The sequence below is a fragment of the Methylobacter svalbardensis genome (assembly GCF_037671525.1).
Taxonomy (GTDB): Bacteria; Pseudomonadota; Gammaproteobacteria; order Methylococcales; family Methylomonadaceae; genus Methylobacter_A; species Methylobacter_A svalbardensis.
Map to the genome: position 1 here is coordinate 1 of NZ_JAWPOH010000023.1, position 17,614 is coordinate 17,614.

Here is a 17,614-nt window from a genome sequence, read left to right on the forward strand (position 1 = left end):
CTCCTAGAGGGATTCGATCCGGTGTTACACATAACGTTGGGTGAAGGTACATCCCTCGCTGGGCATCATAAGACAAGCGCCCTAAATCTTCGGTCTGCTGTCCATTGAAGTCTAGTTCCGTTGTATCTTGCAGGCATAAAATAACCGCTGAGTCACTTAGGCGGATACGTTCTTCCACGTTATTTGCATGTCCTTCAAGCACCTTATCCCAGGTCACATTTTCATTGGCATAAAAACGATAGGTTGCTTGCGTCTCTGCCCAACCTTGACATGATTCAGGTATGCTTGATTTTGGCGACTTGGCTAGGTTTTCGATTAGCTTTATGGCTCTATTCTTTAGTCGTTTATCACCTAAATCTAAATTACGAAATTCTGTATTTGCCCAATTCATAGCTAAAATGATTCTACTTTACTAAATCTTAACAACTTGTGTGTAAGGAGATGACTTTAGCCCCAATCCGCTCCACCAAAATAGGCACATGCGAGATAACGCCGACTTTTCTGCCCAAGGCTTGCAGGGTGTCCAGGCTGGCGATAGCTATATCCAGCGTTTTCGGGTCCAGACTGCCGAAGCCTTTGTCGATAAACAACGATTCAACCTGGGTTTGCGCTGGTTCCCAAGCTCCAGCTTGGGAACCCAGTGCGTAGGATGTGCTGAACAAAGTGAAGCGCATCTTTCGCGATTGATGCGCTTCATGCTTCAGCACATCCTACATGTGGAAACGATAATTAACAGGTGAAACCATGACACGCAAAACAGCTAAAGACTTCGATCCGGAAGCGCTGAAACTATTCGACAAATACGTCCACGGCGATTTATCGCGCCGGGGATTTTTGGTTTCGGTCGCAAAATACACACTGATCGGTTTGACTGCCGAGGGTTTGCTTGAGGCACTCAGTCCGCGTTTTGCCGAGGCGCAGCAGATAGGACTGGATGATCCACGGATCTCGGCGAGCTATGTGGAATATCCCTCGCCTTCAGGTTACGGCAAGATTCGCGGCTATCTGGTTCAGCCGGCCCAATTCACCGGAAACCTGCCGACGGTGCTGGTCGTGCATGAAAACCGTGGCCTGAATCCGCATATTGAAGATATTGCCCGGCGTATTGCGCTGGATAATTTTATTGCCTTCGCTCCCGACGCGCTGTACCCGTTAGGCGGCTATCCGGGCGATGAGGATAAGGCGCGCGAGCTGTTCAAATCGCTGGATCAAACCAAAACGCGTGCCGACTTTATCGCCGCCGCCGAAGTTCTGAAAAATCTGCCCGAAGGCAACGGCAAAGTAGGCGCGGTAGGCTTTTGTTACGGCGGCGGCATCGTTAATTTCCTGGCGACGCAGCTTCCCGATCTGGCGGCAGCCGTGCCTTTCTACGGCAGTCAGCCTAGCGCCGAAGATGCCGCAAAAATCAAAGCGCCGCTGTTGCTGCATTATGCCGGCGACGATGAACGCATCAATGCCGGTTGGCCGGTTTACGAGGCCGCTCTAAAAGCCTCGGGAATCAGCTACGAAGCTTACATTTATCCGGGCGAACAACACGGTTTTAACAACGACACCACGCCGCGTTTCGACGAGGCCGCGGCAAAGTTGGCATGGGAGCGGACCATCGCTTTTTTTAACAAGCATCTGCGTAGCTAAGCCGTACAAGGTCAGGCTGTTCCCGAGCACGGTTTTTTTACTAATGAATAAGGAGTCAATGATGTTTTTACATCGACTTTATCAAATCGCTTTAGTGAGTTTCACTTTTGCGCAAACGGCCAAATCCAGCACCAAACCGTACGGCTGCTCTGTGAAGTACGCCAGTTAAAAGGAGAATCAAGATGAAAGTTACAATTCATATTTGGGACTTGCCGCACCGGCTGTTTCATTGGCTGCTCGTGGCCTCGGTGATTGCGTCTTATATCACCGCCAAGATCGGCGGCGCATTGATAGACTGGCATGGCCGGTTGGGCATTTTTATTTTGGGATTGCTGGTGTTTCGCCTTATATGGGGATTTATTGGTTCGACTCATTCGCGCTTTGTAACTTTTTTCCCTACCGTTCCGCGAATTGCCGCTTACCTTAAAGGCCGTTGGCAGGGTATCGGTCATAATCCGCTGGGCGCGTTGTCAGTGTTAGCGCTGCTGTCCGTCCTGGCAGTGCAGGTGGGTACCGGCTTGTTTGCCAACGACGACATCGCCTTTGAGGGGCCATTGTTCAACCTGGTCGACAAGTCTTTTAGCAATAAATTGACCGGCTGGCACAGCATCTCATTCAACTTTTTGCTGGCGCTGGTTGGGCTGCATTTAGTCGCCCTGATCTTTTACCGCTGGGTTAAAAAAACCAATCTTGTCGCGCCGATGCTGACCGGAAAAAAGAAAATTTCCACCGCGCTGGCGGAAGCCGTTGCGACCAATCATGTTAAGGAATTTGGCGCTATGCGTTTTATTCTGTCTTTGATCATTCCCAGCACGGTGGCCTGGGGCGTTTCGGGTGGAATAACGCAGCTCTATCCGGTGCCCGGCCCGCAACAAACCGCACAAGCGCCGTCAAGTTTTTAAACCGCTTAACTATTTTTATAACACACAGGAACTGAAGAAATGAAAAAAAACTAGCACTCACCTTATTGCTTACTGCTTCAACCACAGCGGCGATAGCCGGTCCGATTGAAGAACAGATAAGATTCCGGCAGTCGGCCTATTCTTTTGCGGCGTGGAATGTCGGGAAAATCAAAAGCCAAGTCGTTGATCATCCCGAAACCTTTAACAAGGACGCTGTCGCTGCGGCCGCCAATGCGATTGCGGCGGTTGCCAATTCCGGATTGGGCGCACTGTACGGTGAAGGTACGGACCAGGGCGTGGGCTGGAAACAAAGCCGGCTCAAGCCTGAATTCTTCCAGAAAAAAGAAGAAGTGACGATAGCGGCCAACGCCTTTAACGTGGCCGCAAACGAATTGGCGAAAGTCGCGGCAACCGGTGACGTCAATGCGATCAAGGCCCAGTTTGGAAAGGTTGGCGAATCCTGCAAGGGCTGCCATGATTTGATTCGTATCAAGGAGTGAAGATATTTGTCGGGTGAGTTAAGTGCGCTGTACTCATTTGCACTGTATCCCAAGCCGGAGCTTGGGATACAGTGTATTGCTGCTCTCGACCCATTCCGGTCAGTCAAATCGATTTCAATGTTTTATTGGCTTTATAACTCATTCCGCTGTTGATTGTGCAATAACTTGGCAAACTCTGTCGCAGACAGGGGGCGGCTTTTGATAAAGCCCTGATACATATCACAGCCTTTTTCCTGTAGAAATGCCAGTTGTTCCGGCGTTTCTACGCCTTCTGCTAAGACTTTTAAGCCCAGTGTATGTGCCATGGCGATGATGGTGGCGGCGATTTCCATACCGTCTTTACTATGGGGAATATCATCGATAAATCTCTTGTCGATTTTCAGCACATCCAAAGGGAAACTTTTGAGATAAGCCAACGACGAATATCCGGTGCCGAAATCGTCAATGGCAAGGCGAATGCTCTGAACACGCAGGCAGTTGAGAATACCCGTCGCGTTCTCCTGATTCTCCATCAGTCCGCTTTCGGTTATTTCCAATTCCAGATGCTTTGCCGGAAAACCGGTTTCGGCCAGTACCTTAGCAACCAAGGCGTTAATGTCGCTACGCCGGAACTGGTGTGGGGAAACATTAACCGCCAGGGTTAATGGAGGTAGTCCATAAGCCAGCCAAAACTGACCCTGGTTACAGGTTTCCCGCAACACCCATTCGCCAATCTCCAAAATCAAACTGGTTTCTTCGGCAATGGGAATAAAGCGGAAAGGCGGAATCCATCCTTCGATAGGGTCTTGCCAGCGCACTAATGCCTCAGCGCCGACAATGCGGCCACTGGCAATATCCACCTGCGGTTGGTAGAACACATGCAGTTCCTGTTGTTGAACCGCCCTGCGCAATCGGCTTTCCAACTCAATACGCTCACGGGCAGCAATCGTCAGGTCTGCGGAAAAATAGGCAAAGCAGCCGCGCCCCAGGTCTTTTGCTTGATACAACGCCTTATCGGCATGATCCATGAGTATTTCAAAGCTGTCACCGTGTTGTGGATAAATGCTGATGCCAATGCTGGCGCCAATCCGCACATCGTCACTACGGGTCAACCCAAAGGGTTTGCTTAAATCGGCGACGATTTCTTCAGCGAGCCGTGCGGCATCCTCCGGGTAAGCAATATCTTCCAGCAACACGATAAATTCATCGCCGCCCAAACGGGCAACCATGTCTACACTGCGCAACCGGGTTGTGATTCTTTCAGCGACTTGTTGCAGTAACTCGTCGCCCGCCAGATGCCCCAGGCTGTCGTTGACTGCCTTGAAACGATCCAGATCGAGCATCAGCAAGGCCAGTTGCTTGCCTTCACGTCGCGCCACTTTGATGCCCTGCTTCAACCGCTCTTGCAACAGCAGACGGTTGGGCAGATGGGTGAGCGGATCGTAGAAGGCCAGACGCGCCATCTCTTCCTCCACTGCTTTGCGTTGGGTGATGTCGAGATGCGTACCAACGTAATAAATGACCGCACCGGCGGCATCTTTCACCGCAGTGAGGGTTAACCACGAGGGGTAGATTTCACCATTCTTGCGCCGATCCCAGATTTCCCCCTGCCAGGTTCCGGTGTGATTGATGCTTTCCTGCATCGCATTATAAAAGACATCATCATGGCGCCCTGATTTGAGCAAGTTCATGTTATGGCCCACCGCATCCTCGGCCGTGTAGCCAGTGGATTCGGTGAAGGCCTTGTTGACGCGCAAAATAACGTTATTGGTATCGGCGATGACTATCGCTTCCTGCGACCACCCGAAGGCGGTGGCGTCTATCGGGCTGTTTTTACCAGCGAGGAGCAGCAGCGAGACGAGTCCCATAGTCGCCGCCACGGCGCACGCGGCTTGCAATAACTGGACGGGAATGCCAAACAACGCAAGGAAATCTGCCTGCGTTGGCAACCATGTTGGCAGAGGCGGATCGTTCTGGAGCAGGAAAAGGAAAAGGGTAGACAAGCTGTAGCAGATGAATGCCAGCACTATGATGCACAGCCAGACCTCGTTGCGGAGGGTTGTGTATATTTTTCCCTGCGCGCGCGGGGTGGCGAACAGCGCAACACCGGTTAGCAGTGCAGCCAGGGCGCCGACCAAAAAATGCGTGCTCGCCATGGGTTCGGCCGCCCACGGCGTCAGCGCTGCCACCCCGAAGCTCGCAGTGCCATACACCCAAGGCGCAGGTAGCCGAACCGAACCCTGATTGCTGTTCCAGGTACGACGGGCAAACTCCAGTAGCGGCAGATAGGAGGTTAGCAGCAACAGGCCGCCCAATCTAGTTAACCACTCGGCTGAGTCGCCCAGTCTCTGCATTTCAATAAACTCCACCATCCCGTGCAGAATGCTGAACGCTGCCAGCAGCGACAGATGCGGGGCGAAGTGCCACGTCGTATTATACTTTGGCAGCATAAAGGCAACCACGCCCAGCATGAAAAAAGCCAAGCCATAGGCCAAGTAGATCATTTCCATAACCTATGAATTCCAAGAAACTTTTAAAGTAAGTAAAGCTAGTATAGGATAATTTTAATTATAGTGTCTAAACAGTAACCTATAAATAAGGAATTTTACCTGTAACCGTTCGATTAGTAGAAGATAGTTACAACACAAGTTAAAGCACATTTTATATTCGTCTGGCAGGCTTCATTTTACAATTTTGATACATCCATGATCGTCTGTAATTGGCCGAATTGCGACCGAGAGATCATGATCGCTTATTTGCCTATGGCAAATATTACACACCCTGAATCCAAGGTGATCATTCTAACTTTTCCACCAATGAGCCGTGCATTACTGAACGTCGAATTGCAAGTTTGCGAGCTTGGCGTACAGTCCGCTCTGTTTGCGTAAATCTTCCGGTGAGCCGATTTCGACGATACGTCCTTGATCCAACACGATGATGCGGTCGACCTTCTTCACTGTGGCTAGCCGGTGGGCAATGATGAGGGTGGTTCGGCTCTGCATGGCTGCATTCAACCCTTCCTGCACTAAGATTTCTGATTCCGCATCCAGTGCGCTGGTGGCTTCGTCGAGCAATAAAAGTGGCGCATTTTTCAAAATGGCTCTTGCGATGGCGATTCGCTGCCGCTGCCCGCCGGACAAACGAGTACCGCGTTCTCCGAGGAAGGTCTGATAGCCATCCGGCAGGCGCTTGATGAATTCTTCAACCTGCGCCGATTTGGCGGCGGCCATCACTTCATCATCGCTGGCAGAGGGACGGCCGTAGCGAATATTTTCCATGGCATTGGCTGAGAAGATCACCGAATCCTGCGGCACGATGGCAATCTTGTTACGCAATTCATGCAATGAAAGTTGGCGAATATCTCGCCCGTTGAAGGATATGGTGCCGTGGGTTGTATCGTAAAAACGCAATAAGAGTTGGAACAGGGTGCTCTTGCCCGCACCGGAAGGGCCGACTAGCGCGACGACTTCCCCTGATACGATGTTGAGGCTAATGTCATCAAGCGCGATTGTCTGCATGCGCGACGGGTACCGGAAGCTGACATGTTCGAATTGAATCTCGGCTTTTCCAGGTTGCGGTAACGGTTGTGAGGTAGTGATTTCGACGATGGCGGGTTGTGCATGGAGCAGTTCCAGCAAGCGCTCGGTTGCACCTGCCGCACGCATGACATCGCCCCATACTTCCGCCATTGTGCTGACGCCGCCCGCCACCAACGTTGCATAAAGGACGAAAGAAGCCAGTTGTCCGCCCGTCATGCTGCCTGCATGCACCTGGTTTGCGCCTAGCCACAACACGAAAATGATGGAGCCCATCACGGCTATGATAACGATCGCCGTCAATGCCGCACGAAAGCGGGTGCGCCGGATGGCGGTCATGAAGCTGATTTCCGCGCGGTCGGCGAAGCGTTTGGTTTCTCGTTGTTCCTGTGTGTAAGCTTGAACCGTCGGTACCGCGTTGAGGATCTCTCCAGCCAGCGCCGAGGCATCGGCAATTTTGTCCTGCGATTCACGCGAAAGTTTTTTGACTTTGCGACCGATGGCAAAGATGGGCAACGTTAGCAATGCCATCAAGCCTAGATTCAGAGAGAACAGATAAAAACTGGTCACCGCCAGCATGACCATCCCGCCGACAAACTGGAACAGGCTTCGCAAGCACATCGAAATCGAGCTGCCGATCACGGTCTGGATCAGAATGGTGTCGCCGGTCAGGCGTGACAGCACTTCGCCGGTTTGCAAGGTCTCGAAAAACTGCGGAGATTGCGCCAGTACCCGCGCATATACAGCACTGCGTAAATCCGCCGTCACCCGCTCGCCTACCCAAGTCACGGTGTAATAACGCACTGCTACGGTCAATGCCCAAAGGCACGCCAAGCCGAATAACACGGCGAAGTGACCGTTCAAACTCAGCGCACCCAACAGACCGCCTCCGGTGTTTTGCCTTTCCCCAAAACCAAAATCGATCAGGTCGCGGAACGCCAACGGAACCAACAGGATGGTGGCCGAGCCTAGGCATAGCAGCACTAAAGCCAGAACTATTCTGCCCCGATAGGGGCGCATAAAAGGCCACAAATCTTTAAGAGAAGATAGGTGTCGAGTGGGGTCGGGTTGGATCGATTTCGAGATAGACATCCGTGGTCGTGTTTGATGATGTGGGTTTCATTCTCTCATGTCTTGTAGAATCAAAACGAGAAAATATTCATACGGGAGAATTACCAAACTCCAGGATGTACCTCATTTGACTGGATTTCGGCTGTCATGCTACAGGTAAAAAACGACCTGCAAGAAACATTCGGCAGTGCTTCATCATTTCGGTGGCTTTTTTCCGTTGCTGTGTCGTTTACCTCTTTTGTTGCCGGATTCGGTTTCATCCCCGTCACGTCGACTGAGATTTGGGGCAAGATCATTTCATTCCAATAAACAGCTCGACGCATTTATCTATGGCCAAGCTTGGGGCATGGATAAAGTTTTTATTTTCATCGATTTCGTTTTCTGGGACATGAAGTTTTTCTTTTTCCATTTCCCAGCGTTTTTTGAAGTAGTCGAGAAACAGTTCGGACATATTCCAGTGATCCGATTCGAACAGCTCCTGATTACCGGGATTAAGCTCCGTTTCCCAATGCGGATAAGGCATTTTCGAAACCGGCTCGGTGAGATAAAAGCTGTTATAGACTTCCACCTTTTTGGATTCCTTACGAATTATTATAAACAACGGCAGGCTGGGTAGGCCGTCGTAGACAAACACCCCCAATGAGCCTGATATAGTGTTGTCTATGCGGCTGATTACATCCTCTAGCGACACTTTAAACAGTTTGGAATATTCATTGAATTCGTACAGATTAAAGCCGTTGGTTTCCTGGGCGCGCAATTCGCCACTTCGGCAGTCGGCTTTTAAAATCAGCATCCTGAAGTGAACGCCGGTTTTTATTGCATTTTCCAGTTCCCACGATTAGTTTTTGAACCGGGGGTCGGGGGTCGAAGGTAATCAGCCAATAGACGTAATCCTCGTGATTTTCCGGGAGAAGATCAAAAATATGCCTAGGAAATAACTGGTATTGATTAAATTCAACCGGACTTGACTTGAAAGGAGCTGGCATGGCGTGACCCAATGATGTTATTTTCTGCGAATTATAACATAATGCATTGTTTATATTGAATATTTAAATGATGTTTTGTGGCGGTTTGGGCTGCTTTATGAAAATAGGGCGGTAAGGAATATGGGGCTTTATTTTTATGGCTATTCTCGGATAGCCTCCTAGTACAATAAATAGATAAACTAAGGTGTTGTTGGGTGTTCGAGAGAATACAACTATGCGCCTTGACAGAACGTAACGACTTAAAGTAGTTTATAAAAAACGCAAGCTGACCGGACAACCGGAAGCCAGTGAATCCCTTTCCTTGGAGATCACTGGCTTTTTTTTGGCCAAAATTTGGCTGACAGTTACTCGAACATTGCTCACCAGGCAGCTTAGCGGCTGAAATCACAGGAGATTCTTATGTCACATTGGTACGAAGACAATTCCCACTCCATCGGCCAGACTCCGTTGGTTCGGCTTAACCGCATCATCGATGGTGAGCCGGTCACCCTGTTGGCAAAAATAGAAGGCCGCAATCCTGCTTATTCGATTAAATGCCGGATCGGCGCGGCGATGATCTGGGATGCCGAGCGCCGAGGCTTGCTGGGTCCCGCTAAGGAACTGATCGAACCGACCAGCGGCAATACCGGCATTGCGCTGGCGTTCGTCGCGGCGGCGCGGGGCATTCCATTGACCTTGACGATGCCGGAGACCATGAGTCTGGAGCGCCGTAAACTGCTGATTGCCTATGGCGCCAAGCTGGTGTTGACGGAAGGTGTCATTGCTAATGGCTGAAGAAATCGCCACTTTTTCATCGACACGGTACAGGGTTGGTAATCGGTGAGCATGATAGGATGCTGAAGCCCTATTGCTATCGATTCTTTTTATTTCATTAAAACCGCTCCCGGCTTAATTGCGCATCGAGATCGTGTCTAACTCCGTCGGCTTCGTAGCTGCGGGCCATGGCTTCCAAGGCTTCGGCAACATAGACATGGCTACAGGCAAGCGCTTGCGCCTGTTGACGGTAATAATCCGCCAGCCTGCGTTCCTGATTGCCGCCTTCACCGCAAGCGCGTGATGTGACGCCGCGTTTGTTGTGTATCCCGATTTGAACGCCACGTCGCATGTCTTCAAGTTCGGGCCGATCGAGCAGCTCGCGTACCGCTTCGCAGGGCCATATTTCATCCGAACCTGCCGGTGCATAGGCCAGAACTTGGCCTAGCGTCGAGTCGCAGACTTCCAACCGGTCGGCCTCGCGGCAAAGCTGGCGGGCATTATCGACAAACTGGGCAAGCGCCACACCGTCGATTGAACCATCGGCTTGCGTGCCGGGAACCAATCGGCAACCGCGCAGTACACGCCATGCGGTTTCCGCCAGAGCTCGCTCGGATTCGGAAGGTTCGATTTTCCGCTCGCCGTGACGCGGCTTGTAAACCATGCAAAGCAGTTCGTTAAATAGCGCCGGTTCGGACATCAGCGCGTCGTATAAGGTTTTCGCCTGCGGCTCGTTACCGTATCTAAGCGCAGGAAGCAGCGCAAATTCGATACGGATAAGCCGTTGCCTATCCATCAATGGCGAAGCTTGTAAGGCTTCCAATGCCTGCCCGATAGCCCACGAATCCAGCAAAGGGCCGTCAGTTTCTTCACCGGCAATAAAGCGCTCCAGCATCTCTGCCAGAATATCCGCTTCGACATTGTTCAGATTGTAACGGCAGCTCGCAAATGCGGTTCTCGGTCGCCCCGCTCCCAGCAATCGGCCAAGCATGAAGTCTAAGTCTTCGGAGGCATCGCGTGCCCAAAAATTCGGCTGCACTGCCGACCAATAAGCCGACTCGACCGCCTGTCCGCAAGCCGATACTTCATTCCAAGCCACCGGGCAATGCGGCATCAGCATCCATAGACCTGCGATACGTTCCGGTGTCCAACCGGCTGCTATGCCCATTGGTATGGCGTTTTGTAACAGAGCCAAGGCCCTGGAAATGTCCAGTGCGCGTAACAAGCCGCGGATCAATTCGGTTCGCGGTGCGCTGTTGGCCGAGTCGCCGCCATTTTCGAATAGCCATGCGGCAAGCCGGTCCTCGGGTATTTCCAATTTCGCTAGCGTCGTCCCCAGCCAATACGGACTGCCGCAAACATCGGCTAACTGCTCGATGCCTTGCATGCCAAACGTGGCGTGAATTTCTTGTAAGCTATCGATGCGCAGTTGCTCGACCTGCTCCAAGGATGCATCGTGATTGCCATGAGTTTTCCATGGAACATCACCGAGCCAGCCATCCTTGAACAACCAGCGATGGCGGATCAGTAAATCGTTGGGTTGCAGTTGCCGGTAAGTTTGCTCGATTGCATTTAATTCGGTTTCGGTAAATGTGTCGTGCTCTTGGTCATAATTGAGCTGTTGATGAATACGTACTCGCAGTGCGGCTCGGATCGATTCACGGTCTTCATCGGTGGCGGAATTTTCCAGGTATGGATCGATTAGCGCCAAGACTTGCCGAACACGTTGTTCGTCGAACACGCCCAGTTTTTCGATCAGTGTGACTATGCGTTGCGGGTTGCTCTCGGCGAGAGCGATCATGCGGTCGGCCGCAGCCATTACCATTTGCCGATAATCATCTTCAGTAACGTCACGACCAAAACCAGCATCGTCATCACGCCATTTGGGGCGGGCGGCGGGCGTCGCCGAACTTAGGCCGGTATGAACCAGGTCATCGAGCAAACGGAATGCGACCTCTTGATCCTTGTCTATCAACAAATCGAGCGCGGCGATCCGTTGCTCGATTGTAGCCGCTGTCTGCGGCAACCAGCTTCGGAACAAGCCGTGCAAACTCGCCATCGGCGTGTTTCCCCAATTGCTGGCATAGGGTACATGAACCAGCCGCGCCAGAATCAATGCCACGCGTGGAAATCGCTTCGGGTCCCAAGCCACGGTTTCCAAGGCCCATAACAAACCGGAATGCCAGCAGCGCCCTCCCATGATGCCCGTGCTGCGGCTTTCGGTAATCAATCGCGTAACCGGCAAGTCGGCTTGGTTGAGACTGCGTTCGACGGCTTTTAGAAACGCATCGGGCGCTGCTTCGGCAAGTTCCGGTAAGCAAGACGACAGCGATAGCCAACGCTCGCCATCCGCATTAGTTAACAGCCGGCTGATTAATCCCGCAACCCGGTCGTCGAGCCGGGCGGCTTGCAAACCCGGCAGTTGCGTCGCCATTACGGCCAGCTTGATTAAGGTATCGCATAGAGCATCAAGCAAAAAACCGGACTGAGGCCGCACCTTGCCGTAAATTTGCGCGGCATAGCGTTGTTCATCCGCCATTTCCAATATCGGGTCCGGTTGAGCGAGCGTTTGTTCGGCAATGTCGAAAAAACGATTCAATTCATCGCTGCTGATACGTTCGCCGAACAGGGCGAGCAATTCCAGCGCCGATTTGGCTTTCCAGACATCGCCGATGGCTAACAACGGCGCGTCGTCTTGCCGGGCAAGATGGCGCAAGTCTTTTTCGATGTCTTCGTAAGCGCAATCGGCCAACGCCGAAACCAGGTTTTTGTCTTCGGCAAAGTTTCCCGACCAAGCGCCGAGCAAGCACAGTACGGAGAGCGCTTTGGCTTGCGGCATTGTTAGCCAAGCAGGGGTGCGAATGGCGGGGTTTTGTGCAAATTGCCGTCTATAGATTGACCACGAGCGACCGGTATTGGCCGAGGTCCGGTGAGCATCGCCTTCATTGAATCCCATAGTCTGCAATGCCTTTTCGAACAGGTAAATATCCGGGCGTTCGACGACTAAATCCACATCGTTTTTACCGTCAGCGTTCCTTTGAAAATACCCAGACATGTCTCCAGCCGCATACGGTACGACGATAGTCAAGCCGGAACGTAAAGCCGGCCGCTCGGCAACTTCCGGCCTGGCGGCGATTGCCACGTTGATAGAGCTATGCATTTGCGCGTAACGCCAACCGGCTGCATCAGTGACGACTAAACTGGCAGATGCCAGATTTTCCTGACCGGATAAAACGCAACAAACGAAAGCCACCGCTTCTTCCGCACTATCGGCTTTGATCCGGTAAATTTCGGGAGCGGGCGATTTGGTAAGATTGGCAAGCAGGCTATCGCGGGAATGTTCGCGGCTGGCGAAAAATGCCTCTGTGGAAATGGCGGGCGCGGTTTGGCCGGACCAAGTTTTCCAGTATCTGGATACACTCTCGACTTCCGGGCCATTGAGTCCCAATTCTTCGGCGAACTGTAAAGCGACAGGCCAACACTGTTCCAGCCATTGCTCAAGATCACCGGCATCGAAAACTCGAATTTCCTTCCATTCCCCGGTTAATTGTTTTGCCTTGAGCCACTGTTTTTTTCCGGGCCATTTACGGGCGGTGACGATAACGAGAGCCGTTTGGCTACGAGCGATTGCATCGGTCTGTTCGGTTCGCTTATCGTAGTCCCGGTCCGCTTTGGTCTTTGGCTGTTTCTCGCAGCTTAACTCCCAAAAACTGGTGCCGGTTGGCGTCCAAGCTGATTCTTCGCTACATAACAATTCGCCATCCCAACCCGGCAGGCTGGTCGAATCGCCCGCCGGGAAATCGCAACTTTCGGGGGCAACAGTTGCGTGAATCAAACGCCGAATCAGTCTTGGCAAGAAAGCTTGAGCTTCCTTTGTGTTCGCCCAATCTGCAATTTTTGTGCTGGTGATTTGCTGTTGATCTTGCATGGAGCGCCTCATGAAAAGTGTTACGTAAAAGCATGTTAACTGAAATTTAAAATTGTTGAGGTGCTTGTTGTTTGCTTAGATTGCTGAATTCGCATACCAAACTGGTGTCGTTCACGCAGGTTTCCAACGCACTGGGCATGGTGACGCCCGCTCGGGAAATGATCGAGATGGCGCATCGGGTCGATGCGCGGGTGTTGCTGGACGGCGCTCAGTCGGTTTCGCATTTGCGTGTCGTTCGGTAAACTGCCGCTTGTACACATGCCCCCGAAGATTCGTCATAATTTATCTGTATAACACCATAGATACGATTCCAGAAAAACGAATACCTTCACCGTCACAATCATTTAAGAGACAATATCTTATGATGACTACCCCGGACAGGATTGAACATGTCGCCGACTACATTGAAAACTGAATCCAACGCTACGATAACCATTCCTAGAGGCTATCGGGAAATTCCGTTCAACTATACCTCGGCGGATGATTGGCAGGTCGTGTCTTTCCTGCTGGGGACGGAAATAGCCCTGATTCTGGAGGAATTGCGCGACCGCCGCGTAACCGGGCGCTCCGCCCGGTTGCTGATGCGTTTTTTCGGCGAGATCCTGATTTACCGCCGTAATCCTTATCTGTTCCAGGAGCTGGTGACCTCGGCCGGCAGGCGCAAGCGCATGTTCGAAAATGCCGAAAAGCACTTGGGCATCATCGAACAGAATATCGGCGACGAAGCCAGGGTGCATAAGGTGCTGGTCGCGTCCCGCCAACTGCTGGACGAGTTCCGCAACGATGTCGAAAAAGTGCCGGGCTTGCGTCGCCGGATGAAAAGAGAGCTGGGCGCTGTTACCGGCGTCAGTAACGTATTGTTCGACCCGTTCACGCTGGTCTCTCATGCCACTGATGCGACCGACTGGCGTTTGTATCTGCCGGTAGCGGTGGTGATGCCCGATAAAGAAGAGCAGTTGGCGCCGCTGCTCACCGCCATCGCCAAAATGGGCCTGAAAGCGGTGCCGCGCGGCGGCGGTACCGGGCTGACCGGCGGCGCGATTCCGCTACGGCCGGACTGCGTGGTGATTAACACCGAAAAGCTTGACCGCATTCGCGGCACGCGGGACATGGAATTTAAGCTTTGGGATGGACAGAACGCCGTGGCCCAGGTGCTTGAAGTTGAAGTCGGCGTTATTACCGAAAAAGCCCACCAATACGCCGGCAGTCGGGGCTTGGTGTTTGCAACCGACCCGACCAGCGCCTGGGCGTCCTCGATAGGCGGCAATATTTCCGAAAATGCCGGCGGTAAGTGCGCGGTGCGCTGGGGTACCTGCATCGATAACCTGATTTCCTGGCGGATGGCGATGCCCGGCGGCAAACGTTGGGTGGTGCGCAGAACCGATCATCAGTTGCGTAAAATCCTGCCGGAAGATCAAGTGACCTTCGAAGTGTCTGACGAAAAGAGCGGAGAGTCGATCAAGACCATTGTCTTGAAAGGCAGCGAAATCAGGAAGAAAGGCCTGTGGAAAGACATCACCAACAAGGCGTTGGGCGGAGTTCCGGGTCTGCAAAAGGAAGGCACCGACGGCATCATCACCTCGGCGGAATTTATCCTTTATCCTAAATTCGAAGCCACGCGCACGATTTGCCTGGAGTTCTTCGGCCAGGACATGGAAGAAGCCAGCCGCGTGATTGTCGAGCTATCCAAGGCGTTCCCGTTTCCGGATCAAGGCGAAGATACGTTGGTGGCGCTGGAACATTTCGACGACGAATATGTGCGCGCAATCGACTATCAGGTCAAATCGAGCCGGTTCAAAACGCCGAAAGCCGTACTGCTGATCGATGTTGCCGGACATTCTTTAGATCAGACCCAGCGTGGCATTGACAAAATACGCGCTATTCTGGATCAGCACCCGAACAGCGAACTATTTGAAGCCCGCGATACTGCCGAAGCAGAACGATATTGGGCCGATCGCAAAAAATTCGGCGCGATTGCGAGGCGCACCAATGCCTTCAAGCTGAATGAGGACGTCGTTATTCCGTTGGAAACGCTGGCCGAATTTGCCCGTTTTATCGACGAGGTCAATTTAGAAGAAGAGCGTTATGCCCAGCTGACGTTCCTTGACCGGGCGGCCGCATTATTCCGCGAACCGCCGGTTGAAGACAATAACGATTCATTCGACGCCCGATCAAGCGTTGCGTTGGAGCTTGATGCAACGGCCAGAAACGCGCTGCCTACCGCCGACGAAAAAACATTGCGCAGCCTGTCGATCATCAAAAAGTTCAAAAAGGAATTCGCCGAACTGGCGCGCGGATTTCCCAAAATTATCGCCGCCGTGAATCTTGCCCATCAGGAAGTGCGCGACCGGCGCATCGTGCTGGCGACCCACATGCACGCCGGAGACGGCAACGTGCATGTGAACTTGCCGGTGCTGTCCAATGATCGGGACATGCTGGAACGCTCCGGCGAAGTCATCGACCAAGTCATGTTCAAGGTGGTCGAACTGGGCGGCGTGGTGTCCGGCGAGCACGGTATAGGCGTCACCAAACTCAAGTATCTGGAACCGGAACGCATCGCGGCGCTGAGCGCCTATCGCCGCGAAGTCGACCCGACCGGGCTGATGAACCCCGGCAAGCTCGAAGATTTCGACGTGCTGGAACATATCTTCACGCCATCGTTCAACCTGTTGGGGCTGGAAGCGCGCATTCTGCGCCACGGCCAGCTGGAAGAGCTGGCGAACAAAATCGCCCATTGCGTGCGCTGCGGAAAATGCAAACCCGATTGCGGCGTTTTTCACCCTGCGGGCAGCCTGTTCTATCATCCGCGTAACAAGAACCTGGCGATCGGTGCGATTATCGAAGCCTTGCTGTTCGATGCGCAGCGCGAATATTCGACAAAATTTGAACTGCTGCAGTGGCTGGAAGAAGTGTCGGATCATTGCACGACCTGTCACAAATGCGCCAAACCCTGTCCGGTCGATATCGATTCCGCCGACGTATCAGTGCTGGAACGCCGGATTCTGGCGGATTGGGGTTATAAGCACACGGCCGCGGCGACCAAGATGACGTTGCGCTATCTGCACAGCGACTCGCCGACTTTCAATAAAGTGTTCCGTTTCGGCGTGCTTCGGGCCGGTTTTGTCGGACAGCAGCTGGGCACGCTATTAGCCAAGCCGCTGCAACCGAAAAAAGGCCAGTCCAAGCATTACCCGTTGCAACTGCTGAGCTCGCCGATGCCGACCGTGCCGGCACTTACACTGCGGGATCTGTTACCCGACTGCAAGGACGATCAGGTTTTGGTGTTTGAACCCGATCAGGAAGCCGAACGCACCGTATTCTATTTTCCCGGCTGCGGTTCCGAGCGCATGGTGTCCGACATATCGATGGCTGCGATCCATGTCTTGATGGGCTTGAAAACACGGGTGGTATTACCGCCGCCGTTCTTGTGCTGCGGATTTCCGGCCTACGCCAACGGCCAGGCCGAAATGCATTCGCAAAACGGCTTGCGCGTGACCATCCTGTTGAACCAAATCCGGGATATGTTTACCCATCTGGAGTTCGACGGCTGCGTTGTGACCTGCGGGACTTGCCGCGAGGGCTTGAACGAGATGGAAGCGGCCAAATTGTTTGGCGGCAGGCTGGTCGATATAGCCCGTTATGCGCTGGAGCGGGACTTGCAATTAGAAGGCACAGGCAGCGAGACCTATCTTTATCACGCGCCGTGCCATGACTCCCTGGACGGCAAGGCGCTGGACGTGCTCGATCAGCTCGGCGGATTCGGTAGCGTTCAGCCGGTACCCAATTGCTGCTCCGAGGCGGGAACGCTGTCGTTGTCGCGCCCCGACATTTCCGCCTCGATGCTGCACCGCAAACGCGAGTCATTGGCCGAAGCGATGCCGGAAAAAGGCAGAGCCACCATCCTGACCAACTGTCCTTCCTGTATGCAGGGTTTGGGCCGGAACAAGGGCATGGGTGTTGATCCGCAGCATCTTGCCGTGGCGTTGGCTGAGAAATTATCCGGGAAATCGTGGTTGAAGCAGTTTAAGGTGCAGGCGGGGAAGGCTAAGGCGTTTAATTTTTGATGGGACCCCGTTTTCCTGTTTCGCGAAGCTAGAGCTTCGCCTTCTGGGTTCCCAAGCTGGAGCTTGGGAACCAGCGATTACTAGCGAGAGTAGCGGGTAACGAATAGCCTGGCTGTGGCTTGTGGAATCACGGGCTTCGTGGTTCCGATCATCCCGTATTCCGCAAGCCACATACGAGCGATGCAGAGACATATCTCATTCACGCGCTGGTTCCCAAGCTCCAGCTTGGGAACCCAGTCTCGGAAGCTCCAGCTTCCCGA

General features: G+C 52.9%; 12 protein-coding genes. 6 read left to right on the forward strand and 6 right to left on the reverse strand.

Going from position 1 to position 17,614, the window contains the following annotated elements; translation table 11 throughout:
* Together RW114_RS10630 and RW114_RS10635 are read right to left on the reverse strand one after the other, a co-directional pair.
* Positions 1 to 391 (reverse strand): IS4/Tn5 family transposase DNA-binding protein (locus RW114_RS10630; protein WP_340122727.1); only part of this gene is annotated, 391 nt, incomplete at its 3' end.
* Between the two features lie 28 nt (positions 392 to 419).
* Entirely contained in the window at positions 420 to 662 is a 243-nt protein-coding gene (locus tag RW114_RS10635) for a P-loop NTPase family protein (RefSeq protein WP_340122728.1), read from the reverse strand.
* A gap of 82 nt (positions 663 to 744) precedes the next feature.
* Here RW114_RS10635 and RW114_RS10640 point away from each other — a divergent pair, with 82 nt between their 5' ends.
* The 3 genes from RW114_RS10640 to RW114_RS10650 all read left to right on the forward strand — a co-directional run bounded on the left by RW114_RS10640 (position 745) and on the right by RW114_RS10650 (position 3,037).
* Positions 745 to 1,635 (forward strand): dienelactone hydrolase family protein, encoded by an 891-nt coding sequence (locus RW114_RS10640; protein ID WP_340122729.1) that lies wholly within the window; start codon positions 745 to 747, stop codon positions 1,633 to 1,635.
* Positions 1,636 to 1,817: 182 nt separating this feature from the next.
* Positions 1,818 to 2,537: a cytochrome b/b6 domain-containing protein gene (locus RW114_RS10645; protein WP_340122730.1), complete on the forward strand. Its 720-nt coding sequence runs from the start codon at positions 1,818 to 1,820 to the stop codon at positions 2,535 to 2,537.
* A gap of 65 nt (positions 2,538 to 2,602) precedes the next feature.
* Positions 2,603 to 3,037, forward strand: coding sequence for a c-type cytochrome (locus tag RW114_RS10650; RefSeq protein ID WP_340122731.1), 435 nt, complete (start codon positions 2,603 to 2,605; stop codon positions 3,035 to 3,037).
* 131 nt (positions 3,038 to 3,168) lie between these two features.
* On the opposite strand, the gene RW114_RS10655 is transcribed toward RW114_RS10650, so the two are convergent.
* The 3 genes from RW114_RS10655 to RW114_RS10665 all read right to left on the reverse strand — a co-directional run bounded on the left by RW114_RS10655 (position 3,169) and on the right by RW114_RS10665 (position 8,416).
* Positions 3,169 to 5,526 carry a putative bifunctional diguanylate cyclase/phosphodiesterase gene (locus RW114_RS10655; RefSeq protein ID WP_340122732.1) on the reverse strand — a complete coding sequence of 786 codons (2,358 nt, stop codon included), beginning with the start codon at positions 5,524 to 5,526 and terminating at the stop codon, positions 3,169 to 3,171.
* 318 nt (positions 5,527 to 5,844) lie between these two features.
* Positions 5,845 to 7,644, reverse strand: a complete 1,800-nt coding sequence (locus tag RW114_RS10660) for an ABC transporter transmembrane domain-containing protein (protein WP_340122733.1) — start codon at positions 7,642 to 7,644, stop codon at positions 5,845 to 5,847.
* Positions 7,645 to 7,915: 271 nt separating this feature from the next.
* Positions 7,916 to 8,416: a hypothetical protein gene (locus RW114_RS10665; RefSeq protein WP_340122734.1), complete on the reverse strand. Its 501-nt coding sequence runs from the start codon at positions 8,414 to 8,416 to the stop codon at positions 7,916 to 7,918.
* 592 nt (positions 8,417 to 9,008) lie between these two features.
* Between RW114_RS10665 and RW114_RS10670 the strand changes: the two genes are divergently transcribed.
* Positions 9,009 to 9,383 (forward strand): PLP-dependent cysteine synthase family protein, encoded by a 375-nt coding sequence (locus RW114_RS10670; protein WP_479687030.1) that lies wholly within the window; start codon positions 9,009 to 9,011, stop codon positions 9,381 to 9,383.
* A gap of 97 nt (positions 9,384 to 9,480) precedes the next feature.
* Here RW114_RS10670 and RW114_RS10675 read toward each other — a convergent pair whose 3' ends face one another.
* Positions 9,481 to 13,290 carry a hypothetical protein gene (locus RW114_RS10675; RefSeq protein WP_340122735.1) on the reverse strand — a complete coding sequence of 1,270 codons (3,810 nt, stop codon included), beginning with the start codon at positions 13,288 to 13,290 and terminating at the stop codon, positions 9,481 to 9,483.
* Between the two features lie 71 nt (positions 13,291 to 13,361).
* Here RW114_RS10675 and RW114_RS10680 point away from each other — a divergent pair, with 71 nt between their 5' ends.
* Both RW114_RS10680 and RW114_RS10685 read left to right on the forward strand, forming a co-directional pair.
* Positions 13,362 to 13,532 (forward strand): aminotransferase class V-fold PLP-dependent enzyme, encoded by a 171-nt coding sequence (locus RW114_RS10680; RefSeq protein ID WP_340122736.1) that lies wholly within the window; start codon positions 13,362 to 13,364, stop codon positions 13,530 to 13,532.
* Between the two features lie 147 nt (positions 13,533 to 13,679).
* Positions 13,680 to 17,354: a DUF3683 domain-containing protein gene (locus tag RW114_RS10685; RefSeq protein ID WP_340122737.1), complete on the forward strand. Its 3,675-nt coding sequence runs from the start codon at positions 13,680 to 13,682 to the stop codon at positions 17,352 to 17,354.
* Positions 17,355 to 17,614: the final 260 nt, after the last annotated feature.